The organism is Cellvibrio sp. KY-GH-1 (assembly GCF_008806975.1).
Classification (GTDB): domain Bacteria; phylum Pseudomonadota; class Gammaproteobacteria; order Pseudomonadales; family Cellvibrionaceae; genus Cellvibrio.
On sequence record NZ_CP031728.1, the window covers coordinates 1,967,785 to 1,990,721 of the forward strand.

The window sequence follows — 22,937 nt, forward strand, 5'->3', positions numbered from 1 at the left end:
GACTCGTGAGCAAAAAGAACTCTAAAAAAACAAGAATCGTAAACCCTAGAGCCGGATCTACTGTTTTTGCCGTTCTTCCGGCCATAGGCGAACCAGGGTCGCCTCACTCTGTAATTAGCGGAAACATCTATTTATTTGAGGGCGACAATTGGGGGCCAGCAGGAGATTTCAAGGGATATGGACTGACCCATATTCTGGAAAAGCATGGCCCAGAGCTGCAAAAAGATGGATATGCAACGAGAGACGACATCATCAGATATGTCGATGAGATACTACAACCAGGCGCTCAGGTTTATCTGGAAGGCGACCGCCCTATAGTGCTTCAAACACCTCAAGGGATGGTAGTACTTGAGCAGCATTACAGCTTTGATGAAGGTATATATTATTCGGTGGTAACAGCTTACCGACGCAGAAACCCACGAGGAAAGCTAATTGGAAAATGGCAATAAAAAAGGCGCTGCTTTCGCAACGCCTTGTAATATGTACGGGGTCTGGTCGCCGCCTCTCCTTAACATTAGGCCACAAAGCCCTTGGTTCGGAGATCAACCCGTTAGGATTGCCACCAGCTATAGAGAGAGCCAGTTTCTCTACCGCCTCACATTGGGTGACCGCTGTCTGGAGGTCTAGCCCAAAAACGCTCTTTTGCGTCCCCGTATTGACAATATAGTCAATTAATCATTTTTGAGCAAGCAAACGCTAATTCTCCCCATTACCAAACAGCAATTGCGTCCCAAAAAGTGCACCTTTTGGGACACCCTCTGTTGACCGTCCCAAAAGTGGTGCCATAATATGATTTCCATAACCTATTAGCGACTTCTGGAACCTATGGCAAGAATCGGATATGCGCGTGTGAGCTCTATTGGCCAGAGTCTGGAGATCCAACTGGACAAATTGACCGCCGCCGGTTGTGAGCGCGTTTATCGGGAAAAGCTCAGTGGCACCAAAAAAGCACGGCCGGAATATAAGGCTTGCATGAGCTTTCTCCGGGAGGGAGATACATTGGTCATTACCCGTTTGGATCGTCTGGCCAGGTCAGTACATGAACTGGTCAACATATCCCAACGATTTGAGGATGAAGGTATTCACTTACACGTCCTGGATCAGCATATTGATACCTCAACACCCACGGGAAAACTGACCTTTACGCTATTGGCCGCCATCGCGGAATTTGAAACACAACTTCGTGCAGAGCGGCAAAGGGAGGGTATCGAGAAGGCCAAATGTAATAAGGTGAAATTTGGAAGGCCTAAACTGTCTGACTATGCTAAAGAGGAACTTATTCGACAAGAGCGAGCCCAGGGCAAACCAATAAGCGAATTGATGAAAACGCATAAATTAGGGCGTACCACCATCTATCGCATACTGAACGCCACCCAGGATTCAACACCTACCGAATAAAACCAATGGATCCGAAGGAGCAGACAGTGCCGGTATTAAATGTATTTACCGACCAGGAAATAACGCTTTTGTTTTTTCTGGCAATGATCATCGTTATCTGGGTTGTTATGGTGTGGGCCTACATCAAGTTAATCAGGCAGGACAATGACAACCAATGCAAACGACTGCAGAATGAGGATACCCAACATGCCGTACAGACCTTTGAACCACAATGAGTACGCTATTGTTCAACGCATGCTTTATGATGTTCGCGGCCTGAATGAAGGCTTTGCTCAAAGCCTGTTTATGGCCTACAAAGCTAAAGCTTTGCATGATGACGTCCCCGAGTTTGATATCTTCACCAGCAGTGAGCATGAACGACTTGCGTCAAAAGGCATTGATACCGAAAAGTTCAAAGGACTTGTTGGTACCGACTTTTTTATTGCATTGGATAATGCAATAGCCGACAGCGATGGAAAATCAGAAAAAATTCCAAAAAACACTTTCACTTGGTTATTTGGTGATGAATCACTCCTGGATGTGAAACATAAGCGGCTACGTGTTTTATTTTTCAATAGCGCCCGATATAGAAAACAAGCCCTCAGATATTACGTTGAAGAAAATATCATTCAAGACACCGATGATATAAGCCATATCCGCAATCAATTAGAAAGTTTTGCCAAAAAATACCCCGGTCTACGGCAAGGGGTTATCAGCAACTATGAGCTCTATTTTGGCGACCCTTCACAGTTTTCTTATGAGCAGGTCAAACGTAGAAAAAAATTTTTAACCAATCAAGAAGCGCGAAATTTATTTTTGACCTTTTACAATCTTCCTGTTAATTGGAGCATTACAGATATCAAGGATTATTTGCGCAAAGCAGGCCTTGAATCAGGCTCATTGAGCCTGGATCAGGTTGAGCAATGGAGCAATAAAGAATTCGCAATTGAACTTTAGGTATGACCTCAAAGAAAAAACAACAACGTCATCATTTTTATGTGCGCCAAAAGCAGCGCATGCCTTCTGACACAACTAATGATGACGTTGTCAAATTGATAAACATCCAATTAGGTGTAGTGGTACGCAAACAGTCTCATCGAGTAACGCTATGGGCAGTGTATTTGCATGATGAATTCTATATTTTCCCATTTGACAAAAACACCAAGCAAGTCATGACGGTTTTACCCCAATCATCCGAATACTACGAACTTTTGAAAGAGGCATTTTTTAAGAAGATACAACACCCCACAAGCAATTGGTGTGAGCAATGCGGATTACCTTTGCAAGATACACTCTCAGTTAGCTGTATATGTTGCAGTAAACACATATGTAAAAGCTGCATAACCAACCATTATCGGCAATGTGTTATCGGAGACAAAGCCTGGGAAAAGACAATCAAGCCTGGGCGACCATTGGTGTGTCAACACATAACCCTTTAGCACCACAACGAGTAAAAGTAGCGTCACGAGTGCATTTCTGAACCTTCCGCAGCCTGATCGTCAATTTCCTCTCGGACAATATCGACACTGTCTGGTGCAACAAAGCCAATTTTGGCGTGATGATGATTACAATCGTTAAGATAAATCTCAATGACACCATCACTGGTGTATAGCCGTACCATTTCCCCTGGGCGGCGCGTCAGCACAAGCATAACAAACTCCTTTTACCGCTATTGTTTTAAAAATTGATGTGTGTTGCGAATCATAATCTACCAAAAAGAGCCAGGTCTGCAGCCAGGTATTGCCTTCGCTTTTTCCTTGGTCGCTTCATTCAGCGCTTTACGCTTTTCATTCCTTTCTTTATAGCCCATATCAGTTTGGGAAAGCGCGGCAGTGGCTTCTTTGTACTCGCTAGACAATGCATCACATAAGGCCTTGTTTTTTTCTTTGTCTTTTTTCTCTTGAGCAATTTTTTCAAGGATAGGCGATATCTCGTTTTCAGATATTTTTACAAAAGTATGGTTTGCAGCATGAAGTGTATTTCCGTCTTCAGAAAGCCCTAATACAATTGATCCAAATCCATTTTCTACTGAAAACTGACCTTCCGATTTTTTTAGCACCGTTGCATTTTTCTTACGTCCAAATGCATCAGTTTCACGAAAGATATTGTCATTCATTAAGTAGGTTTCGCCATCCTTGCTAATCTGTAGAACTTCATAATGTTTAACATCCTTTTTTTGCCAATAACCGACATATTTATCGTAAGGATCACCTGAGCATCCAAGTAAAACAATTGAAATTAATATAATAAAGAAAGCGTTTGATTTCATGATGATTCCAACAGTCAATGTAATTGTAGAAATATATTGTTGACCGGCTAAAAATTAGCGCTGTGGTCTCTATTTTTGGGCTCGTAAGGCTTTTTACTTGAATCTTTTTTTATTTTTTCACATTGCGAAATCGCAGCTTTGACTTTTCCTTTTAAGCGTAAAGCATCAATAGAACGACTTACGGTGTGATCTGGATAGGCGTTGAATAACTCGTTGAGCTTTTGTTGCGCTTCATTGCCTTTTTCAAGGCACTTAGCGAGATTGGGTTCAGTCACTTCGCCGTAAGGGAGTTTTGCCACCATGTACAGGTCGCTTGCTTCCCGGAGCAATGATTCCGGGGCGGGGGTTGCAAATGCGTGCAGGGGGAATAAATAGGCAATCAACAGGTATCGCATAACGCTTCCTTGGGTTGGGGTGTCATTCGTGAATGGGACATTTTCCTATTTCCGGTCAGGCAAATACAAGCGTCCCCTATCAAAATGCTCGCAAGGTCACATTTTCAATCCTATGGAACACTGTCAACCTCCCATTAGGGAATGCCTTACCCCTTAAAGGATAACCACACCCTGAATGCGACCATGTATGAAATTAATGAATATGGGAAAAGCAGTTACCGACTTTTCAATACCCTGCATCATAATGTGAAAAACCCATATTTACTAAATCTGCTACTGAGCAACTCCAGTCTTTCGACCAACCATCGTCCTCATCAAATAATTTTTGCTGAGGATGATTTATAAAATTGTATTTCTTAACAAATTGCTTCATTGGCTCAGTGCATACACTGATGAACTCGATTCTCTCATACCCATATTTTTTACTAAGCGAAACTAACAAAGTGAGAAACGCTGTTCCATGGCCAGCATGAGTCTGTGTAAATGAGATAGAAGTAATTGCAATTTTATTATCATAGTCCTGCCAAGAAAGACACAGCCTATATTTAGGGGTTTTCACATCTATTTTATTGGCCCAGACATGGCAACGATACCTTCTATAGTTGGGGTTATATTTAAAGCGCTCACGATAGAACTCATTTAATTCTTTACAAAACTCATGAATATCCGCCGCGTTCATATTTGCGATCCAGTTTGCACAATGTTAATAAACCTTAACTGTTAAGTTCCCATTCAGTCCGAACTGCTTACGTTCTCATTTTAATCATCTCAAAAGGAGCAATTCGAAATGCATAACAAATTATGGCTAGCTTTAATTTCACTTACCATCCTTTCCATCTTGGGATGCTCAGGATTGCCAAACCTGGCATCAAACACTCCACCCAAACAAAAGCCACCCGCAAAGACAGACCTTATTAAAGAGACGTTCACTGTTCCTTATCCAATTTCGACGGTATACAAAAAATGGGCAGCAATAAAAGATCCGAATACTAGTAAAGTTGTGCGCCCTACCGGCAATTGGGTGCCTGATAGTTATGGCCCTTTTGGTCAAGAGTCTGTTAATTTCGGCAATTCGATTTATCGAGCGTATTACCCTGACAAGGAGCATTTCACTTATTGCCCTAGTTCATGCAGCGTTTCGATTGGACTTGTTGAACTTGAAGAAAATGTCACCCAAGTCACTATAAAGTATTTTAACTATCGAGCTGATGTGAATCCTTTTGTTGAGGAAATGCGTCCAACACTTCAATATCTGCTTGAAAAGAAATAACAGCGATGTCACTGAAAAAAAACGCTTCATGCGGATTTTTCTTCGTCATAAAAAATAACCGCGAACAATGTCGCGGTTATTTTGACTTGCGCTTACATTTTATTGGGCAGTATCACACTACCCAACTAACGAAGTACTGCCATCTTTCACTGCTCTTACTCTAAATGAATGAATTCCAAGAGCCAATAAAGTAATTAGTAATAATGACCAAGTTGATGGTTCCGGCACTGAAGCAGCAGCCTCTTGAGCTATAGCGGAGTACGCAGCAACAACCTCTTCGGCTGAAGAAATAAATACACCACCCAGTAACGGATCATTTGTGTAAAAGTCAGAGCTTAAGAAAAATAGACCTGAGTTTACAAACCCTAAAGGAGCATCTATATCCCACAATAATTGGAACAAACCAGATGTATCAACAGCAAATGCTTCCAGAATGGTATCTCCAGGAGCGATTACAGGAAAGTCGAAAATCGCCAATGGCATGCCGTGTTGGAATAAATCAGCATTGATTGCTGTTGTTACAAGATAGTTCGACGAATTATTAGTAATTGAGTATCCCCACCCAACAGTAGTTCCAGGAGCACCTGCTACATCACCACTATTTGGAAAAACGCTAAACTCTATTAGAGCCGCATGCGAAGCACTAGCAATCACAGACATGCAAACGACAAAAATTCCAAATGTTCTTTTTAAAGCCCTTTTCATACGCTAATTTCCTATTGTTTTGTATATGCCACTTGAGAGCCAGAGAATGCGAATTTAACTCCATTTGAGTTGACGCTACCTTGCTCTGCAATTGAAAATTTAGAAATACCTTGAGGGGCGTTTACTAAAAGCGAAATTGTTGTTTTACCGCCAGCAGGAACATTTCCTACCGTCAACGGGAGCGAAGGCGATACCAAAGTAACATCCCCACTTCCAGCCAGAGTTTTCAAGATAATATTGGATACTGTTACATTTCCAACGGCAGAGCCATTATTTGCCACTGTAATCTTAACGTTAAACATGTTCGAACCTTGCGGCAATATCGACTCTAGAGATAATGCAATACGCGGCAAACCTATCTGAGTTAATAATCCAGATGCAGCAGTAGCATTACCAAAAACCACAGTCCAATGTGAATTTAAATATTGGTTGCTTTGTCCTTGGAGAGTGACTGCAAAACCTGTGGCAGTCTGACCCGGCAATATATCTCCCGAAGGATCATTGTTGCTCCATTGAATCTCTACTGCTGCACTTCCTTCCGTTGTTAAAACTAATGGATCCCATTTGGTTGGAGATAATATAGAGCCAGGCTTAATACCATTATCAACAGACCAGCTATCAGGATAAGAAGTTAATTCAGATACTCCGTGAGCATAATCGCTCCCAAGAGAAAAACTAACTATGCGCTGAGAGCTATTGTTAACAACTGTATATTGATAAATGGTCTTGCCGCCAGATAAGGAAGTTTTTGAAACATTCACAGATACATTATTCGCTGGCAATTGAGCAAAGCTCTTTGTAGTGATAAACGTCACAAAGAAAATTACTGTCGCAATGCTGTAAAAAAATATTTTCAGTTTTCTGTTCATAAATTAATTCCGTTTACTGGTGTTCGAAGTGGACAGGATCGGTAACAGGCAGCCTTCTGTAAAGACTACATTGACCAGTTATTTCTAAGAATCGAGCAGTCGTTAAACTGGATCTCATATCAATTGCTCGCCCTTCAGTATGAGGCCCTGTACCAGTAGCTGGCCTTTGAGTTAATAACAAGCCGTGCCGTTGAAACTCAGCTTGAATTTCATCTCTTAAATCAGAGCATTCTGGCTCACGCATATTTCGCAATAGATTCCACTTATCCCATACTGCGCGCAAATGATTTTGGTATTCCGGAGGACGGTAAGCCGAGTTAACCCTTACTGTCCCACCTTCCTCTGCCACCGCTGTTTGAACACAGCTCAAAGCTGTCTGCATTTCCGCTGTTAAGTTGGCGGTATCAACTGTTTGGCCACCTTCAAAGGCAAGCGCGGCAGCATCTGTTAGGGGTGTTAATGGCGCAACGGTACATGAGCGCAATCCAAAGCCAATTACTGCACCTTGACTTTGGTCTCCCCAACCATCTTGCTGAACTAAAAAGACAAATCTTACTTGCTGATCTCTCCACTCATCTAAACTTACAGACAGTGCGACTTCCGAGCTAGAAAAAAACGTTCCGTAATTGCTTCCAGGTTGACCTAACTTATTTACCAAGTTAACAACCCCAGTGGGCGTTTCGACATAGACATCATACCAATTATAAACGCCACTATCCCACGTTTTATAGGAATAGCTAAAGGATGCTCTGCCACCATCATTTACATCTACGTCGATATAAAAAATACTAGGGCCATTTGGCTCAAGGCCAGGAACTCTCGGGCCATTTAATCCGTAGGGGTAGGGAGTGTCCCACCTACCGATTGTAGCGTTAATGCCGGTTGCATCTGACGACACATCAACATACCCGACACCACTTACTGAGGTTCCTGTAACCGCCGCTGGGGTAGCCTCTTCTTGTGAAGAAGCTAAGTGAGGGAAAAAAATAAATATCAAACAGGCAAAGAACTTAATTTGTTTTCGCATCTATGAACTTCCATATTAAATATTACTATTAAGGCTTAAACATGAAGTAAACCCAGATAACAGTGATCATTAGAAAAACATCTTTTAAAAGCATGAGCATTCTGGTGAGCAGCTACGCTCCGGTCAAGCTCCTGCAAGCGATTATTGACGTGTTCTGCGCCAAAAATATGCGAGGTACACCTATGAAAAATTACCTGTTGATCTCTATTGTTTTAAATAAATCAATTACACGATATTACATGGCATCACACTCAACGCTTTTAATCCTCCGTTTAAGGTTTATTGATACCACACTCAAATGCGGCAATAATAAGCGACAAAACCAATAGAATTGCTGGCAATGGCAGTTACAGAAAATAGCGCTTAGAGCAGGATGTCATTATGGAACTTGGGGTTGTTATCGGTATTCTCGTTATTCTATTAGTAGCTCTTTTCTTTAAATTGTTACCCGCCAAACGTAACAAAGAACCCACCCTCTTCAACTGCGCCCGATGTGGTGGCCAATCAGTCCATACCGAGCGCACGTTGACGGCTTGGCGCAATAATAAAAAGCCCTACTGCAATGACTGCCACAAAAGATGGTTAGAATCCAACGCAGGCAAGCCTGTATTTAGACATAAAAATAATGCAGGATGCTTGGGGTTCGTATTGGTATTGATCTTGATCCCAAGCAGTTATTTTATTGTTCAAGTTATTTATCCTGGATAACACGCATGAGAAAGAGGCTTTCCTGGAATTGGTTTATTTTCAAGTTATGGATATTCGGTTCAAAATATCGAGAAATTAAAATTCAACCTGTATCGATTAAAAAAAATTTGGTTTTCAAAACCCCATCAAAAAATGACATCGATAGCTTTATAAAATTAGCATCCCTACATGCCAACAAGGGACACTACCACCTGCCCAATATTGAAATAGATGTACGCATATCAGACAGCCTCAAGGAACAATTCGCCCACTCCATTTATCTGCAGCTAATGAGATTTCCTAGCGGTGTATCCAGGGCGTATGTGATTGCAGCTTACGCTGGCAGCGAACCAGTCGCATACTGCTGGATGAGAAGTATCACGGAATCAGACCATGATGCTTGGGAGATTTTTATGCTGTCAGTTCAGCCCGGCTACCAACGAGAAGGCATCGCAGAACAACTTAGCCAGTTTTGCTTAAGTCACCTACCTGACAAAACGGCGATTTATGCAAGAGTATTTAAAAGCCCTCATAGCGTGGGAATTAGAAAACTACTGAAAAAACTTGGCTTTAGTATGATGCGCGAAATAAAAGCTGCAAAAACGGATACATTTATCAAAGCGGGCTAATTACACGGGGACTCACCAGAATGAATCTACTAACCAAACTATTAAGAATCAGAACAAAAAAAGAAGAACTTCTCAATATTGAACCTCAGGGTGTTTATGCTAACAACTTTTTGAAAGCATTAAATACCACGCGTGAATTGAAATTAGATACTCCCCATGTAAAATTTCAATCCAAAAGAATAATTACAGAAAATCTTCTAAGAAGAGTTCCAAAACTGATAGAGAAACGACTTGGCAAATTGCCTATTGAACAAGTCGCAGGGCAGTGCATAGCTATTCATTACAATATCAAGAAAACGCTGGAAGAACTATTTAACACCGAGCTTTATTACACCATTGGCTATGTAGAAAATCAATTTGACAATCGCTTTTACCATGACAAAAACGATATTATTAATTTGCTGCAATCCAAGACAGCGAAACCCCAATTAAACCTTCATACCTGGCTAACATTTCCCTCCATGGAAATTATGGATTATTCCCTACTCTCAACTTATGCAGTTGCATACAGTAGACCAGACCACTATTTCGATCTACTCGCGGAACATGCTGACGAATTAAAAAATGGAATAAGGTATCACCCAACGATTGTTGGTGAAGACTTTCTTGAAAGAATTGGATCGATAAAAAAATTTATTCTTTAACCACAAGTCGTTGATTCAAGATTTAAAAACCAGTTCAAAATACCCGAAATTTGGTGGCTATAGGTCACAGCGAGCACCAAGCCAGCAAAGACGCAAAATGATAGAGCAGAATTAATTAGCACGGTCTTTGCTCGATATTTAAAAGCGACATAGAATTCCCTCTTTAAAATATCTTGGTGAGCTCTGATTGATTGCTCACTGAAATTCCCCGACTTGCGCTCCTGCAGCGGAAGGCTATTGTAATGCTCATTACTATTCATAGTTTCAAACCAGGTAAATGAAATCTCATTAATTAGCTGCCCTTACAAAGCCGCCAAATTTTCTTCAAGGTGTCGTTTAACCTGGTCGTTAAGCTCCAGACATACGTTTGTCAATTTATGCAGGGCATCCTGATCGCCATCTTTAGCTAATCGATATGCATCACGGATTCTCTGCTCTAGGTGTTCATGCTCTCGCATTAATTTGAGCAGCGTTTCGGCTTTTTCAGCTGTCTCTCGCTTCATCATCACTTTCTGCAATATTGAGTCATAGATGCTATATCAAGTGCCAAAAGAAAGCCTGTGCAAAGCTGTTCACTTTCCATTCACCCCGAACCTGCTATATATTGCTTAGACACCCATGCCTTGAGGATTAAGCCATGATCACCAAAGACACCCACAGCATCGATTGGAACAAAACTGCCCAGGTTACTGGCGTGGTGTTATTGGCCTTGGCTAAAGGCACTTGGTGGTTAACCAAACATGCGGGTTTGCTCCTGCTTGCGGTATTGACGGTTATGGCAAAAGTGTTTGTTGCGATCTTATCAGTTGCAGGCTCTACGTCATCCTCACCAAATGATGAAGATGACGAGAAACCTGATTCATATTTGAGACATGACGGCGAAGGTGAAATTGATCTGTATGACGGAGTGGATTTCATACATAAAATTGATTAGTGACTTTAAATAACTGAGGGTTTTACCCCTTAGTTATTTTTTGCCGCCACCGCCTTTCCCTTTTGTCATTACTTTGGTTGCTAAATCAACGCCCTTGCCGCCCGCACCACCAATGTCGCCGCTATTCCCTCCGATAGCTGCAATAGCTGAACCTGCTTTAACTCCGATTACACCCAAACCATAAGTAAACGCCAATGGAGCTAATGTATAGAGCGCCCACGTTACCCAGCTGATTGCAAGAATTTGGGTACCAACACCACTGGTATTAGGCATTAATGTATCCATGAGCATATTGGCATTCTTGTCAGCTCCTGACCAAAGCCCCGACAATAAAAAATTGTCCAACCACGCCGCCAATGCAAACAAGAACGCCCAGAAAATGATACTGAATTGCAATAGCGTCAGCGCCATCATGGTTTTGAGGGAAAATGATCCCATGGCCAATAACAACGGCAAACCAACGGTAAAGATGAGCAGAACCATGGATTGCACCATCGGTGCAACCTGGCGAACCATTTCAACCTCTACTGCTTTTTTGGCACCACCAATCAATAGCCCTGCCCCACCTATCAGTGATCGCATTCCACGTAAAACATGGTCTGTAGTAGATCCCATCATGCCACCATACTCAGTTGCTCCATTGGTGAGTTCCAACTGGATCTCTTCGCTCTCTGCATTCAGGGTCGTTTTGATGAGGGCGTCATCAGCATCCGCTTCAGTGGCAAACTTATCCTCGGCCCAGAACTTCCACCAGGCGCCGGTACTGTCTTCGGAGTCGTCTGGTATGGCGTCATTCTTGATGTAGGTCAGTAAGCGTTCCCGCAGGCCCTTGTCGCTGTCAAAACTAACCCCATCGGAGGCATACCCTAGCCACCACTCATGACAGGTCGGAAAGCCGCCCATTTCAACGCCTAAAGGCGGCTCAGGGAATTTCACATTGTCTCGTGACGGGCTGTAAGGAAATGCCGGTACCGCCTTTGTTGCTCTCAAGGTGTCATAGTAGCCAGCACGGCTTATAAAGAACTCGCTGCCAGGCCAGGTGATGTCGTCATAGATTGCGCCGTCCTTAAATTTCGCGGGTAATTCAGCCTCTGGAAGACGCTCCCGGGCAAACTGGTTAGCCGCCGGTTGCCAGCAATCCTTATAAAAATCCTTTAGCTCATCCTTGAGTGCTTTATCGGCAATGTTCAATTTGGACAAACCAGCACCCATCGTCCGCAGATCCGCCTGGCATGGAAGCTCCTGCCGTGCGGTTTGAGCGATAGCATGGTTTAACTTGGTAGTCAGGTACCACCAAATCGGTGCACGCGGTGTACGCCCATCCAACATGACCCCAAAGGTACCCGTAGATTTGTCCAAAGTACTCTTACTATCCCCATACGCTAATTCCGTCATGGTTTTCGTAAGGCTTTTGGATGCCGTAACACCACAACGATATTGCGTGTAGGTAGTCTTTGATGGATTCACATTGATAAGGGGCTGTGCTGCAAACATCACCACCCCAATCATAATGTAAATCCGTGTCTCCAGGATGCGAATTAAACCTTTTGCCGATATCTCCTGGGCAGAGTCCCGGGTATCGATCACGACATTCACAATAGTGATGATGAACGGCACCAGGACTAACCCGGTGTAGGCCAATATTCCCCAGATTGCATCGTAAAGAATCCACCCCAAGATGGTGGTATAGAGCTCAATCGTACTGCCAACAGGCATAGTGTTCTCCTTATGCTATCCAGCTTGAAATCAAGCGAATCACATCCCTTGCGATAAAAATCTCATACATGAGGATGAGCGCAATTACCGGCCGCCGACTGGCACTGATAAATTCCTCAGGCAATTTCGAATTGAGCTGCAGCAATAACGGCCTCCAGCCAAACCACAACAACGCATAAAGTGCATAGCGGATCCACACCAACCATGCAGAATGTTTCACACGATTAAGCGTTTCAATTTGTTCTGCTTCCGTCCCCATCAAACTCAATCCCATTTTCACAAAAACGAATAACAGGATGAACGATAAAATGAACCACAAAAGATGTTTAAAACTACGCTTGACCAGAGAAGGTTTATTCATCACTGATCGCTCCATCCATCATGCGCGGTTCTTTGCTCTTGGTGCGCATGTATTCCGTTGCTCCGGCATCTCTATTTCGTTGAGTTCCCATTCTGGCAATACTACCGGCCGCGTTGGTAATTACTTTTTGACGCACTTCAGTTTCAAATAAAATATTGTCAATTTCCGATTGCAAACGTTTACGCGAGTAATCAATTTCTACCGCCGCTGCATCACCCACTGATGAAATATTGGGTTCTTGTGCTCCCGCATTTAATAGATCACGCACAATCAATGCTTTCTCCATTGCTCGCGCCAATGCAATTTCACCAACCAATTTGTTGCTTAGAATGGTTTGCTGATCAATCGGTGCGCGCTTCAAATCCTGGATCGTCAAATCATTAATCACGAGCCCCATCGCAGGAACCGATAATTTATCCAATTCAGCAGCCGACATTTTGTAGTTGAGCGGTTTGCTCATCAGTGCTTTCAAATCCGCATTTACAACTTCACGCTCCTTGCGATATTGGAAACGCAAACCTTGCCCTACTTTCGTTCTTAATTTCTCGCAGCTTGCGCAGGTTCTCACCTCACGCTCACCAACTACGGCAGTGGCCCAGGTTGTTGCACTGGTCGCCGTTGGAAATACCCGGGCAATATTTGAATCACCGGTAACGCTATCCGGATCCTCCGGCGTCAGTGAACCTACCGAGTGTTCATAACCAGCGCCGACAGTATCTTCAACGATCCGAATGGGCGGTTGCCCAATGCCACCTTTTTTAACGCCACCCGCAAAAGTAACACCGCTATTTCCTGCAGAAGCTTCGATGCTTTCTTCCGCCTCCACCGGGTTCTCCCCTGCTTTGGACGCTTTGTCCCATGAGCTTTTACGCGTAACCGCAATCCATCCCTCGACAGGATCCCGACCAGCACGAAGATCTGCTTTTGCATCACGACAGGTTTTCAAAGACAAGGTGTAAGTTTCTTTTGCGTCTTTAAGGCCTTTCGTCAAGGTGTCGTATAAGCCTGGCCAATTCTCCTGGATCTTTTGTAAACCCCATGCGCTAAAAACTGCGGTCGCAGCACCCAGCACATCTTCAGTAAGACCGTACACGTTGTGTTCCATATCGGAGAATGTTTCAGAGATTCCAAAGCTCGGATCAAAGCTGCATCCGCGAAACATATTCCACTCTGCACCTGCAGACAGATTGAGTGTGGTTTTATTGGACTGGTGGTAATACATCATTGGGTCACCACCTCCGATCGCGTAATACCAGGAACCATCACCCGTCGGACGAACAATGTCTCCAGCCTTCGCCAATGGAGCCATAGACATGAGAAATCCGAGTACGAGTTTTTTTGCAATTGGTGATAGGAATTTGTTCATAGGATTAACTCTTAAAGTCAATTTTAAAGAGGAATGCTTGGCCTTTTTTCTCGCAGCAGGAGTAACGCCGCCACAACGTCCACATATAACTTTCACGTGTACGGTTTTTTCCATTTGCCCACGCTGCCGAGCCGTTCAAAATGCGCGTGGAGTCTTCCACCCAAGGCACCAGCATTTGAAAGCGATTGTCGGTGCCGTTGTTGACGTTTACGGCCCCAGGCTTCCAGCAACGGTTGTCACAATTACCCGTTAATGGCATGTAGATATGAGGTTGTGCATTGCGTGTCACAATTTCTGCCGCTCGATGCGCAGCAACAGCAGCATTAATAGGATCGTAAGGATGTGCACCCCATCCACAACGGGGATACAAAGGCGCCCAAGAGCCTTCAAGCAGTCCCATCCAGGAGCCGGTACCGGTTCTGAACCGGGGCCAGCCCAGAATTGATTGCGGGTACAGCTGCTCGATGCCAGGCTCACTCCAGGAGGGATCATGGCTGCTTAGAAAATGCGGCATCATCGGTATATCAAGCATCGATTCGCAGAAATATTCTTCGCCGCCCAATGCGTTGTATATGGGTAGTGCCGGATGCGAAATAATATCGACACTTTTAAAATCCAATGCCGTTGCCTGGTCACGAATACTCTCAGTTTGCCCAATCGCACCACTCGGATTGTGATTCCAATCTTTGGTGTCCTCCCACTCGGATTGATACGTATAGCTAGACACCACCAAGTCAGGAATAAAGTGACGCACACGCATAGATGTTTCGACACTACAAGAAAATAATTTGCACTTTAACCAAAAGCATATGCCAATTAATTCCCAATCAAAACAATCAGTACATTCAATAGCGGATTCAACAATATCCATCGTTTCAAACTTGCCGTCCTTTTTTCCATTTTTAATGGATTGTGCGGATGTCGTCGCCGAAACAAAAATAATCAGCAAGGGCATAATCCATTTTTTCATGGCAATGCCCTCTGATTACGGTGAGCGTTATACAGAGCAAGTGCTTTTTGTACATCCGTGATGCCATACACAACGTATTGCCCTTGCTCGAAAACCACTGCTGGGATTTTTTCCAATTGGTAGCGCACCATTTTTTCATGGCCACGGTAGGCTTCACGTATTACCGCTTTAAACTCCTGCCCTTGTGGAGAGGCTAAATAGTTCTTCATGATCTGCGACGCGAGACCAACATCCCCCGGCAACGCCGGTAAATATTTTGACTTCACTTTTTCCGGCGCACTCAGATCATAGTGAATGACATCAATACCCAGTACGCTACCCAACTGCATTGGCATATCCGTAAATACTTCAACCTGTACTTGTGCGTGACCATTGATAGAGATACCGAAAAGTAGCATCAACGAAAATAAACAAGGAACGCTATGCGTGAGCTTCATGAGGGATGCTCCATATCGTTTGGCCATTTACATTCGATTGAAACGCATTATCCGTTGCAACCAGCAATTCACTTTTTTTGCTCGCTTGCACCAGATAAAAAAGATCATCTTTTTTCAACTCACTCAGATGGCACGGAATTTCTTTGTCATCGGGTATAACTTTTAATGCATAGGTTATCGATTCGCTCATACCTACCTCCTCGGTTACGCGGCTTTACGACGACCGCTGGCAATCATTTCTCCGATCATCGTTGCGGCTTCAAGCTCAGTGATGTTGTGCTCATCCATCAATCTCGCTCGCGCCGTTTTTTCCTCTTTCTCCGACTGCCCCAATGCCAGGCATAACCCGGGAGGCACAATCCTAAACAAGCCCTGGACGGTATCGCTCATGATGACGCCCTCAGTGTATTTACGTGGTGCTTTGGTAGTTGAGAGCAACATGGTGCGTTGATCTGGATTCAATGCTCTAAAACGTTCGATATTGGCGAGCTCACCTTGATCCACAAATAAGCACATCCACCACTCAAACATGGCCAACATTTTTTCTGCATCATCGGGATAATCTTTCATGTTCTGCGTGGCTTGCCACAACCACAATCCCATACGACGCCCAAGCAATTTGGAAAGCACAACCAGGTATGCCGCCAACAACTTATCAGTAGTGATTACGTGCGCTTCGTCGGTGAGGTTTATCGTTGGACGTCCATCACGCTGCGTGCGCTGCGCCCGTGCAACGATTTGATTGACAATGGAGATATAGGCAACAGAAAGTTTATCTTTGTTGGATCCACCGGATGCCAAAGTTCCCATTTCAATACGGATAAAATCAGCATCAGGTAATTCATCACCAGGACGGTTAAACAGTTCACCCGCAAAACCATCAATAAATAAACCCATCGCTTCCACCATCTCATCGATGCGTCCAGCGCGTTCAGGCTTATGCGCCTTCAGGTCTGCAAGTGCGTTAATAACATCCTCTGTGAGCAGGTCTTTTTTCCTGGCAAGCTTTGCTGCTCTTGCTGAATTCAAAATGGCGTTTTTCAAAAGCCCCACATCAGAACGACTCATGCGAGCCTCTTCCATTTCTTCACCGCCGGTCACCATGAGGCGGGCGATAATGAGCATTTCACCCAAAATGTCGCGCTGTGAGTTATCCAGTTCATCCGTTTCTTTGGTGGCGGATTCCAGCTCGGCGGATCCATCCAACACTTCTTCAATAACAGAATGGTTTTGTTTCAGCTCACCATTGTCATCAAACAAATCGAGTGCAGGCTTGAAGGGCGGAATTGATGGGGCTTGTCCAGGACGCAGGACAATATCAACAACACTTTTACCCCAGAGTTTGAAAAATTCGGAAAGCAAATTAAAACTGTTACCGGCTTCAATCACGACCCATCGAGGATTGTGTACAGCGGTGATTAACATTTGTAGCCATACCAATGTGGCCGATTTACCGGCACCGGTAGGGCCAAACAAAAATAAATGGCCATTCTTGGTACGGTCTCCCTGGTATAACGGATCGCAGGTAAAGGCTTCGCCACCACGATTAAAACCAAGAATGCCGGGATTACCAGTACCAACGCTGCGACCATAAACAGGCAGCAAGTTCGCCAGGTGGTGGGCGTACACCAGGCGCTGGCGAATCTCGACTTGCGCTAATGCAGGATCATAGGCACCCGGGATAAAACGAATGTAGCGATCAAGCCGTACCTCATCATATTCCGGATCAATCAGTTGTAAGCCGTTTGCACTGAGTTTGGTATCCACCTGCATAATCACGTTATCCATTTCGTCATCATCTGCAGCGCGAACAGCAATTCCAATGCTGTAAGGATAAAGTTTATTGCCGCGGGCGATCTGTGCCCGGGCATGCGCAACATCTTCCCGCGTTGCAGTAGCTTCAGGTGTATCCCCCTTTGAATTTTTCGCCAATTTTTCCAAATGCTTTCGTACAGCACTTTGCGGCTTCACCACAAAATTGGTGATAACCATGGAGCCTTCCGGAAGCTCATCGATCAAGCAGGTGATACGTGCGTTAGCGCCGCTCACCTCCTCTTCGCTGATGTAACGCTCTGCTGAGAGCTGTCCAATTTTAGGAACCTGACTCATTTGTTCAACGGATAAGACCGTGTGCGGCATGCCATCAAAGTACCAACAGTTGGTGGATTTGTCGGAACGTACATCGCGGGTCATGATGTCATTCGACAAATCGTATTCAGCCGTTTTTTCATCCTCGGTGTGGGCATAAGGATTCATGTTCAACCAGGCTTCAACATCCCCCTGGGTTTGTTTCGGATTGGGATTAAACCAACGAAACAACCAATCGCGGATAGCTTTACCTTTTAACCGCCGACCGTTCAAACCCGCTGCGCGTAACATCTGATGAACACGTTCACATTGGGTGTCCAATTCTTTTTCTGGTGTCATGCCTTTACGGCGCGTGCTGGCTCCCGTATGGCGGCGATAGAACACCACATAGGATTTACGCTTTGATCCACCCCAAGGACGATCATTGGCCAGGGGATCTGTGAACAATCCACCTTTGCGAGACATATCCTCAACATGAGGCCGCAGAATATTTTCAATAAAGTGATCCGTGTATTTATCGATCACAACACCACGCTGCGCGTGCACATTAATGGCATGGGCTTTCACCGCGTCTGCTAGCGACGTAAATGCAGCAGTATCCAACCAGGAATAGGTTGAAACGACCCAAGGTGATGCGGTGTGTTCTTCAAATGCGCCGGTAATAAAATCACGGATCTGGTTGCGTTGCTGCAATAGAAACTCTTTCGAGCGCGCCTCTGTAGGTACCGGTTGCAGCTCAAATACGGCCGCAACGCTACGGCCATCTTCCAACAAGAGCTTGTCGTCATCAATGATATCCAACCAGGGCAAATACCCTGCAATCGGTGAGCGGTAGCTGTAGGCACGCTTGATATCCGCCGTGGTTACCGGCTTGCCATTCAAGGGCGATCCACGCAATAGGAAATCGCGAATGCCCTCAGAAACTTTTTGAAATGGATCTGAAGTCATTCGTGAAATAACTCCCGTGGTTGTGATTTATTCTTTTCTTTTTTCTGTGCGTCTTCGCGCTCTTTTATTTTTTTCACGCGATAATCAGTCACGATTTTTGCGGCATCCAAGGTTTCACCCGGCAGTGCATATGGCTGACGTTCGTACATCGAAAAGCGTGTGATGTACGCTGGAATTGGAGCACCCGTTGCACCCACAGCATGTGGGCGCACATACATAAATAAATCCGGATTGGGCAGTCGCGGATACAGGTGATCCAACCGCGCCGGGTATGGTGGTAGTTCCAATTGCAAATCATCGTCATGTAAAGCCGGACGCTGGAGCAATTCAGCCTGACGCTTATCAAGCTGCTCAGTATTAGTACCGGTGTAATCTTCATACACCTGTTTCATGTTGGGGGCATCCGGGTTTGTTACGCCATCCAATGACGACGCACACCCGGTACAGAGCGCGATAAAGACGATAACGAGAATGCGATTAATCCATGCGATTAACATGATTGCCTCCTTGGGAATAGGCGAGCTTGCGTGCATCGCTGTGATAGTCGATGTACAGATCCTGGGTAATGTTGAGTGAGACTTTTGCAGAGGGATCGACGTAGATAGCGTCGAAAGAATCACGCATACGTTTGTCATAAAACTCCATAACCGTCGTCATGGAATCTGCATAGGTTTGATTGTTGATAAACGCGGATTTGTCACCGGTGACAGAGGTAGAGCCACCACCCAATGGATTGTCCGTTGTGGTTGTCTCAGCGGCCGCTTTCGCATCGAAATACGATTTTGCTGCCCCTAACATACCCATGGTGAATAATTGCTTGTGCGCGTCAGTAACACGCTTCCCGGGAATGCACGGAATGCCTTGAGGGTTGGTGACATAACCAATACTTGCAGAAGCTTCACCCTCAGCAAATGGCGATTGGGATTTACCGGATTTCGATCCTCCGCCACCTTGTTCCTGGTCATACCCCATGTGCTGAATACGTCCGTCGGTGAACGTGTAAGTTGCTTTGGTTAAACTCACGGCAGCGCACGACAAATTCCAATTGCCGCGTACAATGCCCTCAAACACAATGCCTTTTAATCCTGGGATGCGTAATCCATTGGTCGCAAGGTTTTCTTCACCCACAATAAACTTGGCGGGAAATGGGTCATTCACTTTTCCACCCAGCGGCACAGTACCAATTAAAGCCGTCATGGCCACGGCTTCAAAAATAGTGCCCCGGGCAGGAATCGTGTAATAGGGTGTAACCTCTGCCAGTGCTTTCCCACCGGATTTTTTCAAGGTGTTCGTTAATTCAGTTTTACCGGCTTGTTGGGTCATCGCACCTGCAGCGGATTGCGCACCCGCCAATCCATTACCCAGTTTTTCGCGAAGCAATTTTTCGGCGAGTTTAGGATCCGTTGTGAGCAGCTGTGTTCTCGTCATTGGACGAACAACAACATACCCGGGCATTACTTGCGGGCCTACGGCATAATTATTTTTGTTCTTTTTATTTCCAGCGGCGCCACTACCGTCATCACCGTAACCCAAATCATATGACGTCACTTCATACCCGTTACTTTCTGCCGTCACGTCATCTTTTTGTTGCACCACATTTTTGGCCAATGTTTGCACCGTATCTTGTAGCGACGAAAATTGGTTTAGAACATCATTCACTCGCGGATCCGTGACAGTGCTTTGCGTTCCTCCAGTGCCTTTACTTTGCATCAAATTCAATTGACGTTTTATTTCATCAATATCCTTTGCCATTTTGTCGTCTTTCGATTCGGACTCCACAAAGCGCGCTTGTACTTCACGGATAGTTTCAGCCACAGTGTCACCGTCCTCACTGGTGGACGAAGATTTGGGCTTTCCTTTTGATGTATCGTTTTTAGCCGCCGTTTGTTCCGTAGACTGTCCGGACGTTTTACTACCGGTAGGCTCACTGTCGGAATTCACTACCGCCACGATCACAATAGCTGCCAGTGCGACAACACCAAGCCACACCAGTTTGTTGCTGCTCATGCTAGTAGCCATAACCATCCTCCTGGATTGCCGCACTGAAAGGAGCGTCAGACACCAAATACAAGGTTGTCCGATCTTCAAGACTACCTTTTGGGCCAAGCTGTAAATGCTGAGGGGTGATATGAGTAAAGTTTCCCTGTACCAAGCCAGGATTAACAGGCAGCGTTAACTGACTTTCATTGATCAGTAAGATGGCCGTTATATGCAGTCCGTATCCTGACCAGGCACCCACCACACTAAAACGGTATTGCTCGCCTTGCTGGCTGCGCATCAGTGGAAAATTGGATGGCATTTGCACCACTGGCATAGCGGCAATATCAGGATTTACTGGCATTAATCGACGTGGTGCATAAAGCGATTGCGATGCGAAGCGCGTAAGCACAATTTCAGGTGGATCCGACAGTTCCGCAGTAGAAACTTCGGTGGCGCTATCGGCATTTGTAACATCATTGTTGTGCTGCGCAATAACTCTGTCCGGGTCTTCAATAATTATCGATTCAGCAATCGCGTTGTCCTGCGCCACCAGGTCAATCAGATAAACCGTTTCATTGTCTGTACTCGGCGCGATGACACGTGCTTTATCAAAGGGTTCTTTCGCTTTCCAGTAAACAATTTGCTGATTGGGCGCAAGCGATTCCAATGACTGAACCAGTGCCGCAGGAATTTGCAATGACACATCAGTCGGAAACGTAATTCTCACTTCTTCACCCACCGGGATGATGATCGTGATGGGATTGTTATTCCAAACCTGTGTCCGGTCTGCCTGCGCCACTAGCGAATAACTGAACAGGAAAAACAGTATTAGCAATTTCTTCATGACTTGTTCGCCCTCTCTTTTTTACTCTTTTCTTCGGCCTCATTTTCAGCGCGGGTCGGGTCTACCATAAAACCATCGACCGCCATGCCCATTTCATTGCAGCGTCGCAAATCGGGCACTATGCGGAGTGAGTAATTCATGGTGACGTTCTTGATCCTCATCGCTCCGACACGTTCCTGAAGCTTCATAACCATAGCCACACTGACCACATTCGCGCCTACATCACTGACAAATCCTTCCTGATAAAACAATTCCTCGGTTAACGACCGCGTGCGATCAAGCTCGCCACCTTTATTTTTGTGTGCCAAATTTCGTTTTAGCCAAGTTTCAAATTCAGGTGTAATTAAACATTTATATTTTTCGATATTTTTTTTGTAATCCGTTTTTCCCGATTCAGGCCAGTCGTTCAATCCGCTCCACACGTAATGTGCAAAGGAATATGCATTAGGCTTCTGTAGTGCACCGGGCTTTAACGTGGCCCCCTTCGACAAATCAGGCGGAACATGTACCGTAATTTCGTTTTGTCGCTGGTAATTTACATACGACTGGAACAACGCCAGCGCAAATGCCAAAACCAAAGCAATACGAAGCGTCCAAATATGTGAGTCGCGCGAATGAAGCGCGTTGCGTGCATCACCCACGGCGCGCTCCTTTTCCAAAACGTTTTGAATCACCGATATACTTGGTGTTAACCAAGCCGAAATTGATCTTCATCAACAACACCTTTTCCTTAAACCAGGTGAGGTAGTATTTCTGGCGAATGTATTTCAGCCATTCCAACAAACCCCACGAAATACCCAGACCGATAATCAAACCAATCACGATGCCGAACATGATGATTCCGATAGCGATGCCGAGAATCACACCGATAATTAATCCCGCCACCGCACCAATCAAAATTGAAGTCATCAACTCGGTTTGCGTGCAGTCGTAATAAACAATGGGTTCCTGGTTAACCGCATCTGCTAACGGATCATCATGTTCTGACATAGTGGCCTCCCGGCTTAACTCATAAAACGTAAAACCCAAGTGCCAACGGCAATCACGAAAATCACCATCACCACACTGCCCAGGGAGTCGCCAATCACAGCACCCCAACGGCCTTGGTCATTCGATTTTTGTTCGTTCCAGGATTTCAAAATGGTTTTGAGCGCAACGAATCCGGCGTACAGCATTGCTCCCCAAATGGCGATTTTTCCGAGGAATTTAAGAATGATGATGAGAATATCAGCACCATCAGAATCTTCATCGATACCGTCAATATCAATTTCCGGCATGGTGATGTCCTGAGCATATACAGCATTGATACTGAACAAACCGACAAGCAGTAATAAAGGAAGATTTAGCAGAGAAACCCAACGTTTAAATTGGGCGTGCAGGCGAGCCATCACCATCCGTGAGGGCGGAACTAGTTGTAACAT

30 protein-coding genes are annotated in these 22,937 nt (G+C 44.9%); 9 read left to right on the plus strand and 21 right to left on the minus strand.

All coding sequences use genetic code 11. The features are described 5' to 3' along the window. Window positions 1-5 precede the first annotated feature (5 nt). From D0C16_RS08490 to D0C16_RS08505, 4 genes are all read left to right on the plus strand, one after another. Window positions 6-449, plus strand: a complete 444-nt coding sequence (locus D0C16_RS08490; protein ID WP_151031915.1) for a hypothetical protein — start codon at window positions 6-8, stop codon at window positions 447-449. A 376-nt stretch (window positions 450-825) separates the two neighbouring features. Next, window positions 826-1,398, plus strand: coding sequence for a recombinase family protein (locus D0C16_RS08495; protein WP_151031916.1), 573 nt, complete (start codon window positions 826-828; stop codon window positions 1,396-1,398). 26 nt (window positions 1,399-1,424) lie between these two features. Then, window positions 1,425-1,613, plus strand: a complete 189-nt coding sequence (locus D0C16_RS08500) for a hypothetical protein (RefSeq protein ID WP_151031917.1) — start codon at window positions 1,425-1,427, stop codon at window positions 1,611-1,613. Beyond that, the gene (locus tag D0C16_RS08505; protein ID WP_151031918.1) at window positions 1,585-2,334 is read left to right on the plus strand and encodes a hypothetical protein; all 750 of its coding nucleotides are present in this window, start codon (window positions 1,585-1,587) and stop codon (window positions 2,332-2,334) included. The genes D0C16_RS08500 and D0C16_RS08505 overlap by 29 nt, the downstream gene beginning before the upstream one ends. Before the next feature lie 505 nt (window positions 2,335-2,839). On the opposite strand, the gene D0C16_RS08510 is transcribed toward D0C16_RS08505, so the two are convergent. The 4 genes from D0C16_RS08510 to D0C16_RS08525 form a co-directional block, all read right to left on the minus strand. After that, a complete protein-coding gene (locus D0C16_RS08510; protein WP_151031919.1) occupies window positions 2,840-3,028 on the minus strand; it encodes a carbon storage regulator in 189 nt (62 codons plus the stop codon). 57 nt (window positions 3,029-3,085) lie between these two features. Beyond that, entirely contained in the window at window positions 3,086-3,646 is a 561-nt protein-coding gene (locus D0C16_RS08515; RefSeq protein WP_151031920.1) for a hypothetical protein, read from the minus strand. A gap of 47 nt (window positions 3,647-3,693) precedes the next feature. Then, the gene (locus tag D0C16_RS08520; protein WP_151031921.1) at window positions 3,694-4,041 is read right to left on the minus strand and encodes a hypothetical protein; all 348 of its coding nucleotides are present in this window, start codon (window positions 4,039-4,041) and stop codon (window positions 3,694-3,696) included. Between the two features lie 226 nt (window positions 4,042-4,267). Beyond that, a complete protein-coding gene (locus D0C16_RS08525) occupies window positions 4,268-4,720 on the minus strand; it encodes a hypothetical protein (RefSeq protein ID WP_151031922.1) in 453 nt (150 codons plus the stop codon). Window positions 4,721-4,828: 108 nt separating this feature from the next. Between D0C16_RS08525 and D0C16_RS08530 the strand changes: the two genes are divergently transcribed. After that, the gene (locus D0C16_RS08530; RefSeq protein WP_151031923.1) at window positions 4,829-5,311 is read left to right on the plus strand and encodes a hypothetical protein; all 483 of its coding nucleotides are present in this window, start codon (window positions 4,829-4,831) and stop codon (window positions 5,309-5,311) included. Between the two features lie 117 nt (window positions 5,312-5,428). Here the strand turns inward: D0C16_RS08530 and D0C16_RS08535 are convergent, their stop codons facing one another. Genes D0C16_RS08535 through D0C16_RS08545 form a run of 3 tightly spaced genes read right to left on the minus strand, consistent with a single transcriptional unit; the run spans window position 5,429 to window position 7,912 of the window. Further along, window positions 5,429-6,016, minus strand: a complete 588-nt coding sequence (locus D0C16_RS08535; protein ID WP_151031924.1) for a PEP-CTERM sorting domain-containing protein — start codon at window positions 6,014-6,016, stop codon at window positions 5,429-5,431. A gap of 11 nt (window positions 6,017-6,027) precedes the next feature. Further along, window positions 6,028-6,885, minus strand: coding sequence for a hypothetical protein (locus D0C16_RS08540; RefSeq protein ID WP_151031925.1), 858 nt, complete (start codon window positions 6,883-6,885; stop codon window positions 6,028-6,030). A 13-nt stretch (window positions 6,886-6,898) separates the two neighbouring features. Then, window positions 6,899-7,912, minus strand: a complete 1,014-nt coding sequence (locus D0C16_RS08545) for a M15 family metallopeptidase (RefSeq protein ID WP_151031926.1) — start codon at window positions 7,910-7,912, stop codon at window positions 6,899-6,901. Window positions 7,913-8,293: 381 nt separating this feature from the next. Between D0C16_RS08545 and D0C16_RS24005 the strand changes: the two genes are divergently transcribed. Genes D0C16_RS24005 through D0C16_RS08555 form a run of 3 tightly spaced genes read left to right on the plus strand, consistent with a single transcriptional unit; the run spans window position 8,294 to window position 9,872 of the window. Then, complete coding sequence (locus D0C16_RS24005) at window positions 8,294-8,620, plus strand: hypothetical protein (protein ID WP_191968672.1); 327 nt, start codon at window positions 8,294-8,296, stop codon at window positions 8,618-8,620. A gap of 5 nt (window positions 8,621-8,625) precedes the next feature. Then, window positions 8,626-9,228, plus strand: a complete 603-nt coding sequence (locus D0C16_RS08550) for an N-acetyltransferase (RefSeq protein WP_191968673.1) — start codon at window positions 8,626-8,628, stop codon at window positions 9,226-9,228. Between the two features lie 20 nt (window positions 9,229-9,248). Continuing rightward, entirely contained in the window at window positions 9,249-9,872 is a 624-nt protein-coding gene (locus D0C16_RS08555) for a hypothetical protein (RefSeq protein ID WP_151031928.1), read from the plus strand. Window positions 9,873-10,174: 302 nt separating this feature from the next. Here D0C16_RS08555 and D0C16_RS08560 read toward each other — a convergent pair whose 3' ends face one another. After that, window positions 10,175-10,390 carry a hypothetical protein gene (locus D0C16_RS08560; RefSeq protein WP_151031929.1) on the minus strand — a complete coding sequence of 72 codons (216 nt, stop codon included), beginning with the start codon at window positions 10,388-10,390 and terminating at the stop codon, window positions 10,175-10,177. 119 nt (window positions 10,391-10,509) lie between these two features. On the opposite strand from D0C16_RS08560, the gene D0C16_RS08565 reads away from it, so the two are divergent. Then, the gene (locus D0C16_RS08565; RefSeq protein ID WP_151031930.1) at window positions 10,510-10,806 is read left to right on the plus strand and encodes a hypothetical protein; all 297 of its coding nucleotides are present in this window, start codon (window positions 10,510-10,512) and stop codon (window positions 10,804-10,806) included. A 33-nt stretch (window positions 10,807-10,839) separates the two neighbouring features. Here D0C16_RS08565 and D0C16_RS08570 read toward each other — a convergent pair whose 3' ends face one another. From D0C16_RS08570 to D0C16_RS08630, 13 genes are read right to left on the minus strand one after another with little or no spacing between them, the layout of a single operon-like run. Next, the gene (locus tag D0C16_RS08570; RefSeq protein WP_151031931.1) at window positions 10,840-12,522 is read right to left on the minus strand and encodes a conjugal transfer protein TraG N-terminal domain-containing protein; all 1,683 of its coding nucleotides are present in this window, start codon (window positions 12,520-12,522) and stop codon (window positions 10,840-10,842) included. Window positions 12,523-12,532: 10 nt separating this feature from the next. Then, the gene (locus tag D0C16_RS08575) at window positions 12,533-12,883 is read right to left on the minus strand and encodes a hypothetical protein (protein ID WP_151031932.1); all 351 of its coding nucleotides are present in this window, start codon (window positions 12,881-12,883) and stop codon (window positions 12,533-12,535) included. Next, the gene (locus D0C16_RS08580) at window positions 12,876-14,249 is read right to left on the minus strand and encodes an integrating conjugative element protein (RefSeq protein ID WP_191968674.1); all 1,374 of its coding nucleotides are present in this window, start codon (window positions 14,247-14,249) and stop codon (window positions 12,876-12,878) included. The genes D0C16_RS08575 and D0C16_RS08580 overlap by 8 nt, the downstream gene beginning before the upstream one ends. A gap of 4 nt (window positions 14,250-14,253) precedes the next feature. After that, the gene (locus tag D0C16_RS08585; RefSeq protein WP_151031934.1) at window positions 14,254-15,219 is read right to left on the minus strand and encodes a TIGR03756 family integrating conjugative element protein; all 966 of its coding nucleotides are present in this window, start codon (window positions 15,217-15,219) and stop codon (window positions 14,254-14,256) included. Then, the gene (locus D0C16_RS08590) at window positions 15,216-15,656 is read right to left on the minus strand and encodes a TIGR03757 family integrating conjugative element protein (protein ID WP_191968675.1); all 441 of its coding nucleotides are present in this window, start codon (window positions 15,654-15,656) and stop codon (window positions 15,216-15,218) included. The genes D0C16_RS08585 and D0C16_RS08590 overlap by 4 nt, the downstream gene beginning before the upstream one ends. Continuing rightward, entirely contained in the window at window positions 15,640-15,846 is a 207-nt protein-coding gene (locus D0C16_RS08595) for a hypothetical protein (RefSeq protein WP_151031936.1), read from the minus strand. The genes D0C16_RS08590 and D0C16_RS08595 overlap by 17 nt, the downstream gene beginning before the upstream one ends. A 14-nt stretch (window positions 15,847-15,860) precedes the next feature. Continuing rightward, the gene (locus D0C16_RS08600; RefSeq protein ID WP_151031937.1) at window positions 15,861-18,692 is read right to left on the minus strand and encodes a conjugative transfer ATPase; all 2,832 of its coding nucleotides are present in this window, start codon (window positions 18,690-18,692) and stop codon (window positions 15,861-15,863) included. Further along, window positions 18,689-19,189 (minus strand): hypothetical protein, encoded by a 501-nt coding sequence (locus D0C16_RS08605; protein WP_151031938.1) that lies wholly within the window; start codon window positions 19,187-19,189, stop codon window positions 18,689-18,691. Before D0C16_RS08605 ends, D0C16_RS08600 begins: the two co-directional genes overlap by 4 nt. Next, a complete protein-coding gene (locus D0C16_RS08610; RefSeq protein WP_191968676.1) occupies window positions 19,170-20,711 on the minus strand; it encodes a TIGR03752 family integrating conjugative element protein in 1,542 nt (513 codons plus the stop codon). The genes D0C16_RS08605 and D0C16_RS08610 overlap by 20 nt, the downstream gene beginning before the upstream one ends. After that, entirely contained in the window at window positions 20,701-21,516 is an 816-nt protein-coding gene (locus D0C16_RS08615) for a TIGR03749 family integrating conjugative element protein (protein ID WP_151031940.1), read from the minus strand. Before D0C16_RS08615 ends, D0C16_RS08610 begins: the two co-directional genes overlap by 11 nt. Further along, complete coding sequence (locus tag D0C16_RS08620) at window positions 21,513-22,157, minus strand: DUF2895 family protein (protein WP_191968677.1); 645 nt, start codon at window positions 22,155-22,157, stop codon at window positions 21,513-21,515. The genes D0C16_RS08615 and D0C16_RS08620 overlap by 4 nt, the downstream gene beginning before the upstream one ends. After that, the gene (locus tag D0C16_RS08625) at window positions 22,150-22,506 is read right to left on the minus strand and encodes a DUF3487 family protein (protein ID WP_151031942.1); all 357 of its coding nucleotides are present in this window, start codon (window positions 22,504-22,506) and stop codon (window positions 22,150-22,152) included. The genes D0C16_RS08620 and D0C16_RS08625 overlap by 8 nt, the downstream gene beginning before the upstream one ends. A gap of 14 nt (window positions 22,507-22,520) precedes the next feature. Next, window positions 22,521-22,937 (minus strand): hypothetical protein, encoded by a 417-nt coding sequence (locus D0C16_RS08630; RefSeq protein ID WP_151031943.1) that lies wholly within the window; start codon window positions 22,935-22,937, stop codon window positions 22,521-22,523.

What these genes read in the sequence shown, in the direction of transcription:
- D0C16_RS08600 (WP_151031937.1), bottom strand. Translation starts at nt 18,692, where the DNA reads ATGACTTCAGATCCATTTCAAAAAGTTTCTGAGGGCATTCGCGATTTC.
- D0C16_RS08530 (WP_151031923.1), top strand. Translation starts at nt 4,829, where the DNA reads ATGCATAACAAATTATGGCTAGCTTTAATTTCACTTACCATCCTTTCC.
- D0C16_RS08520 (WP_151031921.1), bottom strand. Translation starts at nt 4,041, where the DNA reads ATGCGATACCTGTTGATTGCCTATTTATTCCCCCTGCACGCATTTGCA.
- D0C16_RS08535 (WP_151031924.1), bottom strand. Translation starts at nt 6,016, where the DNA reads ATGAAAAGGGCTTTAAAAAGAACATTTGGAATTTTTGTCGTTTGCATG.
- D0C16_RS08570 (WP_151031931.1), bottom strand. Translation starts at nt 12,522, where the DNA reads ATGCCTGTTGGCAGTACGATTGAGCTCTATACCACCATCTTGGGGTGG.
- D0C16_RS08565 (WP_151031930.1), top strand. Translation starts at nt 10,510, where the DNA reads ATGATCACCAAAGACACCCACAGCATCGATTGGAACAAAACTGCCCAG.
- D0C16_RS08555 (WP_151031928.1), top strand. Translation starts at nt 9,249, where the DNA reads ATGAATCTACTAACCAAACTATTAAGAATCAGAACAAAAAAAGAAGAA.
- D0C16_RS08540 (WP_151031925.1), bottom strand. Translation starts at nt 6,885, where the DNA reads ATGAACAGAAAACTGAAAATATTTTTTTACAGCATTGCGACAGTAATT.
- D0C16_RS08550 (WP_191968673.1), top strand. Translation starts at nt 8,626, where the DNA reads ATGAGAAAGAGGCTTTCCTGGAATTGGTTTATTTTCAAGTTATGGATA.
- D0C16_RS08610 (WP_191968676.1), bottom strand. Translation starts at nt 20,711, where the DNA reads ATGGCTACTAGCATGAGCAGCAACAAACTGGTGTGGCTTGGTGTTGTC.
- D0C16_RS08595 (WP_151031936.1), bottom strand. Translation starts at nt 15,846, where the DNA reads ATGAGCGAATCGATAACCTATGCATTAAAAGTTATACCCGATGACAAA.
- D0C16_RS08525 (WP_151031922.1), bottom strand. Translation starts at nt 4,720, where the DNA reads ATGAACGCGGCGGATATTCATGAGTTTTGTAAAGAATTAAATGAGTTC.
- D0C16_RS08590 (WP_191968675.1), bottom strand. Translation starts at nt 15,656, where the DNA reads ATGAAGCTCACGCATAGCGTTCCTTGTTTATTTTCGTTGATGCTACTT.
- D0C16_RS08545 (WP_151031926.1), bottom strand. Translation starts at nt 7,912, where the DNA reads ATGCGAAAACAAATTAAGTTCTTTGCCTGTTTGATATTTATTTTTTTC.
- D0C16_RS08505 (WP_151031918.1), top strand. Translation starts at nt 1,585, where the DNA reads ATGCCGTACAGACCTTTGAACCACAATGAGTACGCTATTGTTCAACGC.
- D0C16_RS08575 (WP_151031932.1), bottom strand. Translation starts at nt 12,883, where the DNA reads ATGAATAAACCTTCTCTGGTCAAGCGTAGTTTTAAACATCTTTTGTGG.
- D0C16_RS08495 (WP_151031916.1), top strand. Translation starts at nt 826, where the DNA reads ATGGCAAGAATCGGATATGCGCGTGTGAGCTCTATTGGCCAGAGTCTG.
- D0C16_RS08580 (WP_191968674.1), bottom strand. Translation starts at nt 14,249, where the DNA reads ATGAACAAATTCCTATCACCAATTGCAAAAAAACTCGTACTCGGATTT.
- D0C16_RS24005 (WP_191968672.1), top strand. Translation starts at nt 8,294, where the DNA reads ATGGAACTTGGGGTTGTTATCGGTATTCTCGTTATTCTATTAGTAGCT.
- D0C16_RS08605 (WP_151031938.1), bottom strand. Translation starts at nt 19,189, where the DNA reads ATGTTAATCGCATGGATTAATCGCATTCTCGTTATCGTCTTTATCGCG.
- D0C16_RS08515 (WP_151031920.1), bottom strand. Translation starts at nt 3,646, where the DNA reads ATGAAATCAAACGCTTTCTTTATTATATTAATTTCAATTGTTTTACTT.
- D0C16_RS08630 (WP_151031943.1), bottom strand. Translation starts at nt 22,937, where the DNA reads ATGTTACAACTAGTTCCGCCCTCACGGATGGTGATGGCTCGCCTGCAC.
- D0C16_RS08585 (WP_151031934.1), bottom strand. Translation starts at nt 15,219, where the DNA reads ATGAAAAAATGGATTATGCCCTTGCTGATTATTTTTGTTTCGGCGACG.
- D0C16_RS08625 (WP_151031942.1), bottom strand. Translation starts at nt 22,506, where the DNA reads ATGTCAGAACATGATGATCCGTTAGCAGATGCGGTTAACCAGGAACCC.
- D0C16_RS08615 (WP_151031940.1), bottom strand. Translation starts at nt 21,516, where the DNA reads ATGAAGAAATTGCTAATACTGTTTTTCCTGTTCAGTTATTCGCTAGTG.
- D0C16_RS08510 (WP_151031919.1), bottom strand. Translation starts at nt 3,028, where the DNA reads ATGCTTGTGCTGACGCGCCGCCCAGGGGAAATGGTACGGCTATACACC.